The organism is Serratia sp. JSRIV004 (genome assembly GCF_019968705.1).
Lineage (GTDB): Bacteria > Pseudomonadota > Gammaproteobacteria > Enterobacterales > Enterobacteriaceae > Chania > Chania fonticola_B.
The window spans coordinates 5,030,686-5,044,440 of record NZ_CP074140.1 but is presented as its reverse complement, the minus strand read 5'-3'; the positions used below and the strand labels follow the sequence as shown (position 1 = coordinate 5,044,440).

Genomic DNA, 13,755 nt, shown 5'->3' with positions numbered 1-13,755 from the left:
GGGAGAGTGCACCATAGCGGCCAACGGGCGGTATTTTCACGCCATGGTCGCCCAGGTGTTGTTTTTTGGCTATCTAACAGGCCACACGCTTATCGGAGAACAATGTCATGGCAACAGAAAACCTCGACCATACCCTCCTGCGCAGTCTGGTTGGTGCTGGTGCCGTCAGCGCCACGCGAGTGTTGTATGCTGGATACTGAGGGTCAGATACGGCGTCGTTGAGCGCACGCTGATATCACGCAGCCAGCAGGTTAGGCAGTTTAAAAAACTGGAAACCCTGGTGGGCTATCTGAAAAAGGTGGGTATTGTTCATTTTGAAGTGGATGCATCACGCTTCTCGGCAGAGAGCATGAGTCGCATTACTCGCCCGGATCGGTCTGCAGCGATGAAACGGATCCACGAGGCAGCGTATGAGGCGGGCCTCAAGGAGAAAGCCTCTCTGGATGACGAGAAAGTCGTTGGTCATGTCGACGAATGGAAAGCCGAGTCACCTGAGGAGTAGACGTGAGGTGTACTGGCAATAGCGGACACTGTCATTTCTTCTTTTTTATGCAGCTTTCTTACCGTTGTTAACGCGACAGAGTCCAATAAGTACGTCAAAGTCAGCACGGGTGTCGATAACCTGTTCAACAAGGATTACAGCGAACACCTGAACCTTGCTGGAAACAGCAGTTTCGGCTATTCCGCGAATACGTCTGTTAATGAACCGGGCCGCACCTTGTGGGCAAAAGTTAACGTGAAGTTCTGACGCAGTCTGAGACAATGGCAGTCGGCCCTGAGAGTTGCCAGGGCCATCACATTCAACATAAACAATAAATTATCTCCTTAGCGTGGTTTTTTACATCATTGGCCCTCAAACCCCTATCACTCCAGCTCGGCTGGCCTAGCGATGACTTCCTGGCGAATCACAGAGCCGTTTGGCGTCCGGTGTTTCCGGCGTAGCCCCCTTCCAGGTACCATCTTGCCTAAGGGGGAAGCCCCGCTCAGCCATAGTGCGCCAATCACTGAACGTGCTACGATAGCCCCATGAAAAAAAATCCTACCCCCCATGATGCCACATTCCGCCAATTTCTGACGCACCCCGAGATTGCGCGCGACTTCATGGACATCCATCTGCCGGCTGAACTGCGCGCCCTCTGCGACCTCAGCACGCTGAAACTGGAGTCCGGCTCCTTTGTCGAGGATGACCTACGCCAGTATTTCAGTGATGTGCTCTACAGCCTGAAAACCACCACCGGCGCTGACGGTTACGTGATGGTGCTGATCGAGCACCAATCAACACCGGATAAACACATGGCTTTCAGGCTGCTCAGATACGCAGTGGCCGCCATGCAGCGTCATCTTGAAGCAGGTCACAAAAAGCTGCCATTGGTCATCCCCGTCCTGTTCTATACCGGCAAACGCAGCCCGTATCCGTATTCCACCAACTGGCTGCAGGAGTTTGATGACCCCACACTGGCCGGGAAACTGTATAGCGGCGATTTTCCGCTGGTTGATGTAACGGTCATCCCCGACGAAGACATCATGAACCACCGCAGCATGGCCGCCCTGACCCTGCTGCAGAAACATATTCGCCAGCGCGACCTGGCTGAACTGACGGACAGACTGTCCGCCATTCTGCTGGCGGGCTATCTGTCTTCGCCACAGGTCATTTCGCTGATACACTATATTATCCAGGCAGGTGAATCGGCGGATGCACAAGCATTTGTTCGCGCACTGGCCCTGCGGGTACCGCAACATGAGGAGGAACTGATGACCATCGCACAACAGCTTGAACAAAAAGGCATAGAGAAGGGTATCGAGAAAGGTATCCAATTGGGTGAACAGCGCGGTATGGAAAAAGGGCGCCAAGAAGGTGAGCGTGAAGCATCACTGAAAATTGCCCGTGCCATGCTGGCCAGCGGTCTCGATCGCGATTCGGTAATGAAAATGACCGGTCTGACCGCTGACGACCTGGCGCAGATCCGCCACTAATCCTTTGCGTCAACGGGCAGGGTAGCCATTGTTAGATAAAACCGAATCCGTGACCACAGAGAACACTACCTCAGCACTCAGCCATCTGGCGTTCTGCGCCCTGGTGGCGTTGGGGCTGGCGCGCCAGGACGGCATCGCCGGCACGCCCTATGCCGAAAACCTGTTTCTGATCCGCTGGCTGGCCACCGCCCAAAAGCAAAAACGCTTCCCCAGGAGCGTCGCGATTGACATCCAGTGGTTACTCGAACGTGGCCGCAAACACGGCCCGGCTGGCAAACGGTTCTGTCGCATTAACGGGCACAGGCCAGCCAAAGTGGGTGTTGCCGATTATTTAGGCAGCCAACAGATAAAATTGTTCCGCAGGTGACAATACCTCACTTTCCGGATGCTGATATTGTCCTTTGCGTATCATGTGGATCAATTCGATGCCCGCCAAAAGCCCCTGTGCCCGTCGAAACGATTTGAATCCCAGCATCGGTCTTATCCGGCGTTTGATATTGCGGTGATCTTGCTCAACCAGATTGTTTAGGTACTTACTTTGCCTCACTGTAATCGTTTCCTCATCGGGTTTGTCGGCGTTGAGCGTGGCCAAAGCCGCTGTGTTGGCCCCACTTTTATCGATAGTGACCCCCTCGGGTTCGCCGTGATGACGTATGGCCTTGCGGAAGAAGCGCAATGCGGCGGCGGCATCACGTTTGGCAGTGAGCAGAAAGTCGATTGTCTGGCCTGATGTGTCAACAGCCCGGTACAGATACTTCCACTGCCCGTTCATTTTGATGTAAGTTTCATCCATTCGCCATCGACGACCCACCGAACGTTTATGCCGGCGGAATGCCTTGTCCAACAACGGCACCAGACGGATAACCCAGCGATGCAGTGTGGAATGGTCAACAGCAATGCCGCGTTCAGCCATCATTTCCTCGAGATTGCGCAAGCTAAGGGCATAAGCCAGATACCAACGCACACATTGCGCGATGATATCGATGGGATAATGCAAGCGTTTAAAGGCATCATTTCTGATCAGAGACATTAATAGGCAACATTACAAAAAAACAGCATATTACCTGACGCCGCCTTAACGCGACAGAGCCCTGTCATTGCGACACCGACTATTGAAGCAGGATTCTCTCCGGAAGGCAGCGCACTGCAGTTGGTTCTGAACACCTTAGATTCAGCAAAACAGAGCATCCGCATGATGGGCTACTCTTTCACCTCACCGGAGGTCGTAAAAGCACTGGTCAATGCACATCAGCGCGGAGTGGACGTAAAAATCGTGCTTGATGATAAAGGAAACCGGAATAAGGCTAATCAGGCCGCAATAAACATCGTGGTGAACGCAGGAATTCAGTTACGGACGAACGGTCACTACGCCATTATGCACGATAAGGTAATTATTCAGGATAATCATACTGTTGAAGTAGGAAGTTTTAACTACACGAGAGCTGCGGCCCGGGCCAACTCAGAAAGTGTCTTGGTCATACGCGAGATGCCTGCACTGGCTCAGTCGTACCTGGCACACTGGCAGTCACGCTGGGATGACGGTACAGACTGGCAGTCGTCATACTGAGCGTAAGGAAACCGCCCCAATATAGGGGCGGTCACCTGGCTTACTTGTCTGCTGCGTTGATGATCACCGAAATTGAGTTGTTGGAAATACTCCAACCCCCATTCCCAGATGACAACAATGCACCAGATACAACGATGACAATACAAATGTACCGTTTCATTGTGCGGTCCTTTGCGAAGACCGCTTCACGATGCCACCACCGGAGATGAAACCGCGAATACAAGCACTTGGATGCGCTTGCGTTTACGGCCGTTGGAAATCCCTCCCTGAATCCGATGCCCGTTGCTACACAGCGGGAAGGCCCCACCATATTGTACACTAACCTTTCGCGAACAGGCACTTGACAGTGCATGTAAAGCAGCCCAAAATATAGGCACTTGGATGCGCTTGCGTTACGTTGGTAACACAGCCCTGCTGGGAAGGCCGCTAACCTGAACAGCACAAAAAAACCACCTTTTTTGGTGGTTTTTTTGTTTCTGCCTCGCTAAGACCAACCACCTAATCATCAAGATGTTTCTTCCTGATCTGCAGTATTGGTAGCGTCATCGCGGCAAAGATCCCATAAATGAACATCAGAATGGTAAGCAAAAAACCGCCCATTGCTCAGTATGGACGCTGGTACCAACACCCCCTATCTATTATTGATAACCGTCAACTTCGCTGATATAGGCTTTTTGCGTTTTTTTATTGAAAAGGCAAAGTTCCCGCCCCTTTTGATTTTCCATATGTTGTTGAGGATAAAAACCCTGTAATAATAGTGCCGTATAACCAACTTCATCTGAAAACCCCATCAACCTGCTTACAACTGGCGTTATTTCCTTAAAGTTGCTTGCTTTAATACAGCTAGCTATAACCATTTTATTATGTTCGTCCCATACATCCGGAGTTGATGCGACAGCGTTAGATGTTAATATCGATAACCCGCCGACAACTAAAAAAGTAAATGAACGTAGTTTTGTACTTAGCTTCATAAGAACCACACCAAAATAGTTTAAAAATAACGGGATAAACAAATAAACGTCAGCTGTCGCCTATAGGGATTGGGATCACAACCGCAGGGAAAAACACGGCAATTTTTTTTGAAAGTTTTACCAGATTAGCTTCATAGATATATATAGGTTGTCTGGAAATAAAAATGTTGACACGCTAACGTACTTTTCTAATCAGTTGGGCTTCATCCCCCTATAGATCCACCAATCACTCTTCGTCCTGATTGACAGCATGGCGAGTCAACAAAGGATAAACCCCAACCTTATGCTGGAACTCTTTTCGCTCCTGGCACAGGACACAGGTCTTGACACCAGGTAACAGGTGACGACGTCGTTCCGGTATCGGCTCACCGCAATCTTGGCAGACAAGCGCACTGCTTGCTGTAAACTGTGACCGTATGGCCATCAAGCCACGTTCGATCATCTTTTCATGTTCATTCTGTGCTTCATCAGCAATATCTGCCATGATTTTATCAATCCCGGTAAATACACATTGAGCCAATGGGTGGCCCGCCTAACACGATTACAGCTTGTAAACGTAGCCCCTTGTCTCAACAACCGCCATTTTTTAGGTTGATGATGTTATCGTTAAAGCGCGTAACGACAGAAACATACCGCTGGCAGGCATCATAGTCGGGGAGAGACACTCATCACAGCAAAGGGGACATTCAGCTGTCCGCAAATTCAGAGAGTGGAGATCCCTAAACCAGAATGTCCCCTTTGCCTGTGTATCAAGCCATCTACCGTCTTCGCCACACCATCAGCCTGGACACAGAGCGAATAGCCAATATGCGATAATCGTAATTGGTGGCCCTTGCTGGACTCGAACCAGCGACCGAGCGATTATGAGTCGCGCGCTCTAACCGACTGAGCTAAAGGGCCTTCATCAAAAAATAGTAAAAAAAACGCAGGTATGCATTACCTGCGTGAGGAGATTTTCCAAATCTCAAAATAGTTGGGGTACCTGGTCATATGGGCATGTCAGGCATCGTTTTTATACCCCAAGACAGGTATTTTTTTGTCTTCAAATTGTAAAGATATGTTTATACTTCCAACAAATCACATGAGGAAAGCACAAAGGTCGGGGTTCCGTGCACATTTCCCCGAAAAGTGCCACCTAACGTCTAAAAAGTTATTTTTATCATTATCTTAACTTTAAAAAACAGGCTCTATTGTGTAAGATTATCGTCTTCCAGAATTTTATATATCGTAGAGCGGGCGATGCTTAGCTCCCTGGCTATAGCTGTAGCACCATTACCTTCCTGACGAAGCGCAAGCACTGCGTTACGGTCGATGGTGCGCCTGCGGCCAAACCTGACGCCTTTGGGCTCTGTCGCGTTAAGGCGGCGTCAGGTAATATGCTGTTTTTTTGTAATGTTGCCTATTAATGTCTCTGATCAGAAATGATGCCTTTAAACGCTTGCATTATCCCATCGATATCATCGCGCAATGTGTGCGTTGGTATCTGGCTTATGCCCTTAGCTTGCGCAATCTCGAGGAAATGATGGCTGAACGCGGCATTGCTGTTGACCATTCCACACTGCATCGCTGGGTTATCCGTCTGGTGCCGTTGTTGGACAAGGCATTCCGCCGGCATAAACGTTCGGTGGGTCGTCGATGGCGAATGGATGAAACTTACATCAAAATGAACGGGCAGTGGAAGTATCTGTACCGGGCTGTTGACACATCAGGCCAGACAATCGACTTTCTGCTCACTGCCAAACGTGATGCCGCCGCCGCATTGCGCTTCTTCCGCAAGGCCATACGTCATCACGGCGAACCCGAGGGGGTCACTATCGATAAAAGTGGGGCCAACACAGCGGCTTTGGCCACGCTCAACGCCGACAAACCCGATGAGGAAACGATTACAGTGAGGCAAAGTAAGTACCTAAACAATCTGGTTGAGCAAGATCACCGCAATATCAAACGCCGGATAAGACCGATGCTGGGATTCAAATCGTTTCGACGGGCACAGGGGCTTTTGGCGGGCATCGAATTGATCCACATGATACGCAAAGGACAATATCAGCATCCGGAAAGTGAGGTATTGTCACCTGCGGAACAATTTTATCTGTTGGCTGCCTAAATAATCGGCAACACCCACTTTGGCTGGCCTGTGCCCGTTAATGCGACAGAACCGTTTATACAGGCAACGATGACTTTGAAATGTGCTGGTTATGAATGATCGGAATCAGATACTCGTATTCCAAATGTAATATTTTATCGCTGTCGAATGAATAATGAAACTGCGTTAGATCGTATCCTTCACGGCGCACCAAGTTAAATAGGGGGAAGAGTTTAGTATAAATACTGACGATTTGTTCATGCAAATCGACGGGTTTGCCGGAATAACGGAATCGGCAAAACTTCCCACTTATTTTGGGGAGCTCACGTAGAATACGCCCATTTGCGTACTTTCTATCGACAGCGACAATATAGTCAACCTTGACTTGTTCACCGGCAGGTATAAAACGAGTCAATGCATAAGTTTTTTCAGGGCGCAGTTTAAATTGGTTATAAAATCGTTCTTTTATTTCATCACGAATCTTAGCATGTGAGCTATCTAGTTTCTCAACAGGTAAATGGTAAGAATAATATTGTCCCGATAGTGAGTACTCTTTTGGAGCGATATTAACATAATCAATCGAAATGTCTTTAGCAGGAACCAATGACAGAAGGGGTTCTAGGTGATTGAAGTGATGTTGCCGCGCCTTACGATAAGCACCGGGAGTTTCACCAAAGTGTTTTTTGAAGCAACGTGCGAATGTTTGTTGTGTATCAAACTGGTATTCTAACGCAATTTTCAGGATGCTTTTCTGTGTGTAGCGTAAGGAGAGGGCCGCAAGATAGAGACGGCGAGCTCGGATGTATGCGGCTATAGAGCGATGGGTTTGTTGGCGGAACATGCGTTGTAAATGCCACTTTGAATAGCCGGATCTTTCAGAAATGATATCCAAAGAAAGTGGGTTACAAAGGTTTTTGTCGATCCATACCAGTAACTCCGAAATATGTTTTTCCTGCGCCAGCATCATTTATTCTCAATTCATTACTCATTTATCTGGCAGGAAGTTACTCTGCCAGTACGTCTCTGTCGGTTTTTTTGCACAATAAATTAGATGTGAAAGGAGAACGGATTCACCATTTCTTAATTGAAACACTTATTAATATCAAATTTTTATCCATAATTATTAAACAAATGTATAGGCAGCAATACTATTAGCTCTGGGAGATAGTACAACAACACAAAAAAACAATCAACCACGCTTGATTGTTTTTTTGTGTTGTTGTAAAGTGGCTGACATATTCAGTGTTTCGTACCATTACAATCGACAAGATTTGCATGAGGTGTTTTTTGTCAACTAAATTTACAGCCATTCCCCCATATTTACATCGCTTGACAGTCTGTGGTGACCCAAGTACTGAAAAATTGATCTTCTCGTGAGTATTTTAATCAACTCAACCTTTTGATCTTTAATCGCTAATTGTAAACATAGAGGTCGTCAGCCGTTGAGGTTTGATGAAGTCATTGGCAATAGTGTCGACATTTCAACCTGTCACTTATTTGTAGAACCACATATGAGCAGCACACAGCACAAATTAAATAAAGATAAGTCCCCTAGGGTACAGATTACATACGACGTAGAAATAGGCGATGAACAAAAGATTAAAGAGTTACCTTTGGTGATCGGTGTACTTGGTGATTTTACACAGCCTGACAATACGTTGCGTGAACGTAAGTTCCTTAATATCAATAAGGATAATTTCAGCGAGATCATGTCGTCAATGAGGCCAGAGGGTGAGTTTCTTGTCGATAGCGTGTTGCCGGGCAAAGAGGGGAAACTGTCGGTTTCCCTGGTCTTTAACCATATTGACGATTTCTCGCCAGATCATATTGCTGGGCAAATTGAGCCACTACGAAAACTTGTCGAGCTGCGGGAGATTTTGTGCGATCTACGTAACCGTGCTGCCGGTAATGAAATGTTGAAAGAACATCTGCTCACGTTGCTACAGCAACCCAAGCTTATCTCATCAGTATCAAGTCAAACAAAGGATGGTGAGTGATGACTATCGAATCCGAATTGTTACGGAGCATGCCTGCTGTGGTTAACGAGGGTTATTTGAACCAAGTCATTGATAACACTCAGGCGATCCGGCGAGAATCTGATCGGCATCGTATGCAAACGCAGCTCCGTCATTTCCTGACGGAAGTCGTTTCTGGTGCAATTGTGGTTTCAAGTGATCTTATTGGGAGTATTGAAGGTCGCATTGCTGCAATTGATGAACTTCTGTCCAGACAAATCAGTCTCATCATTCATGCACCGGAATTTCAGCGTAAAGAGTCATCCTGGCGCGGGCTGCATAAACTCGTACAGGCAAGCGCTACCGAGAATACTCAGATTCGATTGTTGCAATGTACCAAGCGTGATTTAAGCAAAGATTTTAAGTCCGCTTCTGACTTTGACCAATCGACCTTGTTTAAATGTGTGTATGAAAGTGAATATGGCACATTTGGTGGCGTGCCTTTTGCTGCATTTATCGGCGATTTTCAATTCGATAATACCCCCCAGGATATTGAGCTGCTGGAGCACATTTCCCATGTTGCTGCTGCGGCGCATGCCCCTTTTCTGAGCGCTATTGCGCCCGGAATGCTGTCGATGAACAATTTTTCTGAAATGCAGGCACCACGCAATCTGGCAAAGCTTTTCGAAACCAGTGATTACGCCCGCTGGCGTTCTTTTCGGCAAAAAGAGGATAGCCGTTACATCGGCTTGACACTTCCCCAAGTCCTCGGGCGGATGCCTTACGGGGCAAGAACAGTGAGTGTCGACACCTTCAATTTTACTGAGTACCTGCGTGAAGATGCGGTGGGTTCTGACTACCTGTGGGTTAACTCTGCCTATGAATTGGCGGGGCGTATCGTACAATCCTTTGAAGAGTACGGCTGGTGTGCCTCGATCCGAGGCGTGGAGGGGGGAGGGCTGGTTGACGCGCTGCCGGCGTACCATTACATCGCGGAAAACGGCGAGCGTTTGATGCAGTGCCCAACACAAATCGCCATCTCTGACCGCAGAGAGAAAGAGTTATCTGACCTTGGTTTCATTCCTTTGGTGCATTGTAAAGGGACGGATTATGCCGCGTTCTTTGCGGTGCAATCGGTCAACAAACCGCGTGAATATAATTCTGAACAGGCAAATATCAACGCCCATCTTTCTACACAGCTACAATATATTCTGGCGACATCGCGTTTTGCTCATTACCTGAAATCTATCGTGCGGGACAAAGTAGGCAGTTTTATGTCGCGTAATGAATGTGAGGAGTATTTGCAGAAATGGCTCATGCAGTACGTTGTCGCTTCAGATAATGCAGGGCCGGAAACCAAAGCCCGACATCCGTTACGCGAGGCCAGTGTTGAAGTTGTTGAAGTACCGGGGTTTCCTGGTACTTACCGTGCCATTGCTTATCTAAAACCCCACTTCCAGCTTGAAGGTTTAAGTATGTCTTTGCGATTAGTCGCAAACTTACCTGCAACAGTCAGTATTTAACATCATTAATGTATTGGATATTCATAATGGCAAAGTTGAAAGACTGTCAGTTTATTGAAATTAAAATTGACAATAAAGTGGTCTCTGGTTCTTCTGAAGAAAAGAAATACAAAAACTGGATGGAGGCTTATTCTCCGGAGGGGCTTTCCACCTATTCGGGTAAAGATGGTGCCCACTTTGAATCTGTCCATGCTTCTATTCTGGTGACAAAGGATAGCAGCAACTTGTATGAAAAATACTTACAACGTGGCTATAAAAAAATCACAATAACCATTGTTCATCGTGGTTCAGATCATTTTGATCAGGATTATGAAATACAACGTACAGTTTATAATGACTGTAATATTAATTACATACGCTTTGAAATGCGTGAAAAACTCTTTATGAACATTGCTTTCGATTTTGAGGGGATGGTTGAGGTGACCTTTAACGTGCCTAATGCGATGGATACCAGTCTGGATAAAATCGGCCCAATTAAATATGACATTCCAGAAAAATCCCTTAAATAATAACGTGAATGCAGTGCAGATCCATTTTTTTTGAGAGTGTAAAATGCCGTCACTATTGCTGCGCCTGAGCGATAACAACCCGGATAGGGAGGAGGACTCGTTCCTTGAGGAAAATAACAATTGGTTGTTAAATGAACTGGGGATGCTTTTTTCTTCATGCTCACGCTTAGCGTTTCTTGAGGATATTTCTTTGGTTAACTGTTCTGTCTTAAATTATGGCATTAACGCCTCTGTGACGCAGTTGACTGAATTTGAACAACAGAAACGGGTTATTGAGCAGAGAATAAAAAATGCATTACATCGCTTTGAACCCAGGCTTACTCATGTTGCGGTCAAGGCAGGTTCTCGTCAGACGGCCAAGGTTATGTTTGACATACAGGCGCAGTATCGGGAAGAACCCATGTTGTTTCAACTGGTATGGGATGAGTGTGCCAGTAGGATTTCACTCGTATGAATAAGCTGCTCTTGTACTACCAGAAGGAGCTGGTTTTTTTGAAGCAGCATGGCAAAGTCTTTGCCCAGCGTTTCCCTAAAATTGCCAGACGGTTAGGCATGGTTGACGGAGGATCGGAAGATCCTCATGTTGAAAGGCTCATCGAATCTTTTGCCTTATTAACCGCGCGGATCCACCAACGATTAGATGACGATATGCCTGAAGTGGCTCAAGCGCTTCTCACTACACTGGCTCCTCAGTTTCTCAGGCCTATCCCGTCTACGTGTATTGTGGCTGTTGAGCCAGATCGGTTGAAAAGTGGCATAACTGAAAAGACGACGATTCCCGCTGGAACGTCGCTGTTTTCACGTCACATTAGCGAGGCAGTCTGCCAGTTTCAAACCGTTTACGCCGTAACGCTACAACCTCTTGCGATCAACAATGCACGGTTTTTTTTCGATAAAAACAGCTTGAATTGGTGTCTGCATCTGCGATTTGATGTTTGGTCTGGAGCCACTGTCAATGGGGACAATCTACGCGTATTTCTACATGGCCCCAGTAATGCCGTGAATATGATCTATACCCTGCTCTGTTCAGCCATAAAAACGCTGAGCCTGCATTATGGTGAGCAGCATTATTCTCTCAAACCCAATTCGGTGAATCCGGTGGGATTTCAGGCTCAAGAAGGCGTGTTGGCCAAAGACCCACGAATAGCATCTATTTACGCCTTGCTACAGGAGTATTTCTGTTTCCCACAAAAGTTTCATTTTTTGGATTTACAGCTACCCAAACAGTTCAGGGCTTCGGCCAATACGACGTTTGAACTGGACGTCGTGTTCAACCGCACTCATCTGGCGCCTCATCTGGAAAAGCTGGCTGGACTCATTGATGAGAACTTCTTCAGACTGCACTGTACGCCAGCGGTGAACCTGTTTGCACAATGTGCTGAGCCTATCATGCTTAATGAAGGTACGGCAGAATACCCGGTGATCCCGGATATTCGCAGGCAGGATCAGATTGATATCTGGGCCATCAACGATGTGATTGCTCAAACTAAGCAGCATGACAATATCGTCATGCGCCCAATACTTCCGTTGTTTGGTATCCAGCATACGCGCCAGGCGGAGGGCTCCGGTATTTACTGGCAAAGTTTTCAGCGTCAAACCGTGACAGCGAACGGAACGGATAACAAGGTGTTTATTGCTTTTGCCAATACCACCGCCGAAGTTGTTACATCAGATGCAGATATCGTTACGATCAGCCTTTCATGCACCAATCACTCACTCCCTAGCCAGATGAAAAATGGCCACCCAGAAGGCGATTTTGACGCAGATATGCCACTTGCCGGGATAAAAATCCTCGCGTTGAACCGGCCAACCCGTCCCATTATGCCGCCTGCTAGCAATGCGGTGCAGTGGCGCCTGATTTCACAACTCTCAATCAATCATATGTCACTTGGCAGCACGGATGGGGCGAATATTTTACGCGAAACTTTAATGCTCTATAACGTCCAGGAGCTTCCGCAGATCACCCGTATGATTGACATGCTGCTGCGCATTGAGGTACAGCCGGTGACTGCGCGCCTGAATGGCAATGATCCGCATTCGCTGGCTAGGGGCATCGAACTGACACTTGTTTTCCATCAGGACATGCTCCACGAGCCGGAATATTATCTACTGTGCTGTTTTCTAGACCATTTCCTCGGCCTCTACGCGCCCGTCAACAGCTTCAGTCGCGTGACCACTATCATCGAAAATGAGCCGTATACTCGCCACACTTATCCGATCCGGGTAGGGAGACTATCGTGGATTTAACGCGCATCACCAGCAAATTCAGTTTCTATCAGCAGATCAGAGTGTTGCTGCGCAAACTGCGTGATGGCAAAACGCCCATGCTTGAGATTCTGGACAGGAAGTTGTCGCTGACATCGACGCTTTCACTGAAAAAAACCGACGGCCAGGTGGCGAGTATCGCACGTCAATTATCGGAGGAGCGACTCTGCGTCACCTTGTGGCAACATGGACTGACGGGGGGGCAGGGGGCGTTACCAACGGCCTACACTGAGTGGATGATAGAGCGCCATTACCGCTATGGTGACGACAGTGCCAAAGCCTTTCTGAATATGTTTGATCATAGACTTTATTGTCTCGATTACCTGGCATGGCAAAAGAACCATTTCTATGCGCAGGCCGAATTTGAGGCCAGGCCCCTTGTGCAACAGATTGCACAGGCTTGTACGGGGCCACTGACGACAGCATCAGAACGATACACGCACCTTTTTTCCTCACCGGTAAGGACCGTCGTTAACCTGGAGGCTTGGCTCGGTCATTACTTCAACGTCCCTGTGCAAATTCGCCCATTTGCCGGCAAATGGTTACCGCTCAGTGAAATAGAGCGCTGTCGTTTAGGCCACGTGGATCAGAAACTGGAAAACGCTCCAATGATTGGTTCTGTGCGTTGGGATATCCAGTCTCATTTCAACGTGATATTAGGGCCAATAGAGCAGACTGCGGCGCAACATTTCGTTCCACAAGGAAAATACTATCAGGAAATCTGGCAACGTATCCGTGAATACGTTGGCCCGGTGCTGGACTTCTCTATTTATCTCGAAATAAGTCATAGCAAAGCGGTTCCTCTTGGCACAGGTCAACTCGGATTCAGTGCCTCCATTAGCCAGAGTGAGGCAATGTCGGTACGTCAGGTTTGTCTGCCGGTTTGTCACTCTTTAATAGGAAACTGA

Annotated in this window: 15 protein-coding genes, 1 tRNA gene and 1 pseudogene; 11 read left to right on the top strand and 6 right to left on the bottom strand. The window is 47.6% G+C overall.

Annotation, left to right across the window (positions count from 1 at the left end; translation table 11 throughout):
• Positions 1–280: 280 nt before the first annotated feature.
• The 3 genes from KGP21_RS23980 (at position 281) to KGP21_RS23965 (ending at position 2,341) form a co-directional block, all read left to right on the top strand.
• On the top strand, positions 281–502 hold the full coding sequence (locus tag KGP21_RS23980) for a hypothetical protein (RefSeq protein WP_223499795.1): 222 nt from the start codon (positions 281–283) through the stop codon (positions 500–502).
• Positions 503–1,026: 524 nt separating this feature from the next.
• Positions 1,027–1,974: an Rpn family recombination-promoting nuclease/putative transposase gene (locus KGP21_RS23970; RefSeq protein WP_223499796.1), complete on the top strand. Its 948-nt coding sequence runs from the start codon at positions 1,027–1,029 to the stop codon at positions 1,972–1,974.
• 28 nt (positions 1,975–2,002) lie between these two features.
• Positions 2,003–2,341, top strand: a complete 339-nt coding sequence (locus tag KGP21_RS23965; protein WP_371822219.1) for a DUF2913 family protein — start codon at positions 2,003–2,005, stop codon at positions 2,339–2,341.
• On the opposite strand, the gene KGP21_RS23960 is transcribed toward KGP21_RS23965, so the two are convergent.
• On the bottom strand, positions 2,306–3,004 hold the full coding sequence (locus KGP21_RS23960) for an IS6 family transposase (RefSeq protein WP_223498385.1): 699 nt from the start codon (positions 3,002–3,004) through the stop codon (positions 2,306–2,308). The genes KGP21_RS23965 and KGP21_RS23960 overlap by 36 nt on opposite strands.
• Before the next feature lie 27 nt (positions 3,005–3,031).
• Between KGP21_RS23960 and KGP21_RS23955 the strand changes: the two genes are divergently transcribed.
• Positions 3,032–3,541, top strand: coding sequence for a phospholipase D family protein (locus KGP21_RS23955; RefSeq protein ID WP_223499710.1), 510 nt, complete (start codon positions 3,032–3,034; stop codon positions 3,539–3,541).
• A gap of 638 nt (positions 3,542–4,179) precedes the next feature.
• On the opposite strand, the gene KGP21_RS23950 is transcribed toward KGP21_RS23955, so the two are convergent.
• The 4 genes and pseudogenes from KGP21_RS23950 to KGP21_RS23935 form a co-directional block, all read right to left on the bottom strand.
• A complete protein-coding gene (locus KGP21_RS23950) occupies positions 4,180–4,512 on the bottom strand; it encodes a hypothetical protein (protein WP_223498387.1) in 333 nt (110 codons plus the stop codon).
• A gap of 226 nt (positions 4,513–4,738) precedes the next feature.
• A complete protein-coding gene (locus tag KGP21_RS23945; protein ID WP_223498386.1) occupies positions 4,739–4,996 on the bottom strand; it encodes a TraR/DksA family transcriptional regulator in 258 nt (85 codons plus the stop codon).
• Between the two features lie 339 nt (positions 4,997–5,335).
• Positions 5,336–5,412 (bottom strand) — tRNA-Ile (locus KGP21_RS23940).
• 287 nt (positions 5,413–5,699) lie between these two features.
• Positions 5,700–5,855 (bottom strand): annotated as a pseudogene (locus tag KGP21_RS23935) (helix-turn-helix domain-containing protein); the annotation flags it as partial.
• A gap of 62 nt (positions 5,856–5,917) precedes the next feature.
• Here KGP21_RS23935 and KGP21_RS23930 point away from each other — a divergent pair.
• The gene (locus tag KGP21_RS23930) at positions 5,918–6,616 is read left to right on the top strand and encodes an IS6 family transposase (protein ID WP_223498385.1); all 699 of its coding nucleotides are present in this window, start codon (positions 5,918–5,920) and stop codon (positions 6,614–6,616) included.
• Between the two features lie 55 nt (positions 6,617–6,671).
• Here the strand turns inward: KGP21_RS23930 and KGP21_RS23925 are convergent, their stop codons facing one another.
• Complete coding sequence (locus tag KGP21_RS23925) at positions 6,672–7,562, bottom strand: helix-turn-helix domain-containing protein (RefSeq protein ID WP_223498384.1); 891 nt, start codon at positions 7,560–7,562, stop codon at positions 6,672–6,674.
• Between the two features lie 544 nt (positions 7,563–8,106).
• Here KGP21_RS23925 and tssB point away from each other — a divergent pair.
• From tssB to tssG, 6 genes are read left to right on the top strand one after another with little or no spacing between them, the layout of a single operon-like run.
• Positions 8,107–8,592 carry a type VI secretion system contractile sheath small subunit gene (gene tssB / locus KGP21_RS23920; protein ID WP_021806331.1) on the top strand — a complete coding sequence of 162 codons (486 nt, stop codon included), beginning with the start codon at positions 8,107–8,109 and terminating at the stop codon, positions 8,590–8,592.
• Positions 8,592–10,073, top strand: a complete 1,482-nt coding sequence (gene tssC, locus KGP21_RS23915) for a type VI secretion system contractile sheath large subunit (protein WP_021806330.1) — start codon at positions 8,592–8,594, stop codon at positions 10,071–10,073. Before tssB ends, tssC begins: the two co-directional genes overlap by 1 nt.
• Before the next feature lie 26 nt (positions 10,074–10,099).
• On the top strand, positions 10,100–10,582 hold the full coding sequence (locus KGP21_RS23910) for a hypothetical protein (protein WP_021806329.1): 483 nt from the start codon (positions 10,100–10,102) through the stop codon (positions 10,580–10,582).
• Between the two features lie 43 nt (positions 10,583–10,625).
• Positions 10,626–11,036: a GPW/gp25 family protein gene (locus tag KGP21_RS23905; protein ID WP_223498383.1), complete on the top strand. Its 411-nt coding sequence runs from the start codon at positions 10,626–10,628 to the stop codon at positions 11,034–11,036.
• A complete protein-coding gene (gene tssF, locus KGP21_RS23900; RefSeq protein ID WP_223498382.1) occupies positions 11,033–12,829 on the top strand; it encodes a type VI secretion system baseplate subunit TssF in 1,797 nt (598 codons plus the stop codon). The genes KGP21_RS23905 and tssF overlap by 4 nt, the downstream gene beginning before the upstream one ends.
• Positions 12,820–13,755 (top strand): type VI secretion system baseplate subunit TssG, encoded by a 936-nt coding sequence (tssG, locus tag KGP21_RS23895; RefSeq protein ID WP_223498381.1) that lies wholly within the window; start codon positions 12,820–12,822, stop codon positions 13,753–13,755. Before tssF ends, tssG begins: the two co-directional genes overlap by 10 nt.

Excerpts from the sequence above, each read along its gene's own strand:
- KGP21_RS23970 (WP_223499796.1), top strand. The coding sequence starts at position 1,027 with ATGAAAAAAAATCCTACCCCCCATGATGCCACATTCCGCCAATTTCTG.
- KGP21_RS23960 (WP_223498385.1), bottom strand. The coding sequence starts at position 3,004 with ATGTCTCTGATCAGAAATGATGCCTTTAAACGCTTGCATTATCCCATC.
- KGP21_RS23950 (WP_223498387.1), bottom strand. The coding sequence starts at position 4,512 with ATGAAGCTAAGTACAAAACTACGTTCATTTACTTTTTTAGTTGTCGGC.
- KGP21_RS23945 (WP_223498386.1), bottom strand. The coding sequence starts at position 4,996 with ATGGCAGATATTGCTGATGAAGCACAGAATGAACATGAAAAGATGATC.
- KGP21_RS23930 (WP_223498385.1), top strand. The coding sequence starts at position 5,918 with ATGTCTCTGATCAGAAATGATGCCTTTAAACGCTTGCATTATCCCATC.
- KGP21_RS23925 (WP_223498384.1), bottom strand. The coding sequence starts at position 7,562 with ATGATGCTGGCGCAGGAAAAACATATTTCGGAGTTACTGGTATGGATC.
- tssB (WP_021806331.1), top strand. The coding sequence starts at position 8,107 with ATGAGCAGCACACAGCACAAATTAAATAAAGATAAGTCCCCTAGGGTA.
- tssC (WP_021806330.1), top strand. The coding sequence starts at position 8,592 with ATGACTATCGAATCCGAATTGTTACGGAGCATGCCTGCTGTGGTTAAC.
- KGP21_RS23910 (WP_021806329.1), top strand. The coding sequence starts at position 10,100 with ATGGCAAAGTTGAAAGACTGTCAGTTTATTGAAATTAAAATTGACAAT.
- KGP21_RS23905 (WP_223498383.1), top strand. The coding sequence starts at position 10,626 with ATGCCGTCACTATTGCTGCGCCTGAGCGATAACAACCCGGATAGGGAG.
- tssF (WP_223498382.1), top strand. The coding sequence starts at position 11,033 with ATGAATAAGCTGCTCTTGTACTACCAGAAGGAGCTGGTTTTTTTGAAG.